The sequence below is a fragment of the Pseudoxanthomonas jiangsuensis genome, assembly GCF_010093185.1.
Taxonomy (GTDB): Bacteria; Pseudomonadota; Gammaproteobacteria; order Xanthomonadales; family Xanthomonadaceae; genus Pseudoxanthomonas; species Pseudoxanthomonas jiangsuensis.
This window is the reverse complement of sequence record NZ_PDWL01000132.1, coordinates 1-533: the sequence shown is the minus strand read 5'-3', so window position 1 is coordinate 533 and position 533 is coordinate 1. Positions and strand designations below refer to the sequence as shown.

The following is a 533-nucleotide window of genomic DNA, read 5'->3' as shown; positions in this document are numbered from 1 at the left end:
CGGCTCGGCTAGCGCGGGGGCAGATGCCGCGGTGGCGGGGGGCGTGGTGGGGGACCAGCCCGAAGTAGGCCGCGGGGGTGGACGCCGCCGCCGCGGCCCTGCTGGCGGACCTGCCGGCCGCCGGCGTGGGCGCGCTGCTGGCGTTGTTCATCACCAACACCGAACTGTCGGTGATCTCGATGATCGCGCTGGTGCTGCTGATCGGCATCGTCAAGAAAAACGCCATCATGATGATCGACTTCGCGTTGGTGGCGCAGCGCGTGTATGGCATGGATGCGCGCGCAGCCGCACGCGAGGCCTCGATCGTGCGCTTCCGCCCGATCATGATGACCACGATGGTGGCGATCCTTGCCGCCGTGCCGCTGGCGGTGGGCCTGGGCGACCGGGGGCTGGGCGGCGAGACGGGGGCTGGGCGGGCGGCGGCGCCGGGCCGCGAGGTCAGGGCCCCGCGGTATCCGGGGAGCGGGGGGCCGGGGGCGTGCCAGCGCGTGGGAACCGAACTCCTGTGCGAACCGCCGAACGAGATAACGGTG

The 533-nt window shown here is 72.8% G+C and carries 1 pseudogene; it reads left to right on the top strand.

The annotated features are described in order from the left end of the window. Positions 1 to 98: 98 nt before the first annotated feature. A pseudogene (locus CSC62_RS17640) lies at positions 99 to 383 on the top strand (efflux RND transporter permease subunit); the annotation flags it as partial. Between the last annotated feature and the right edge of the window lie 150 nt (positions 384 to 533).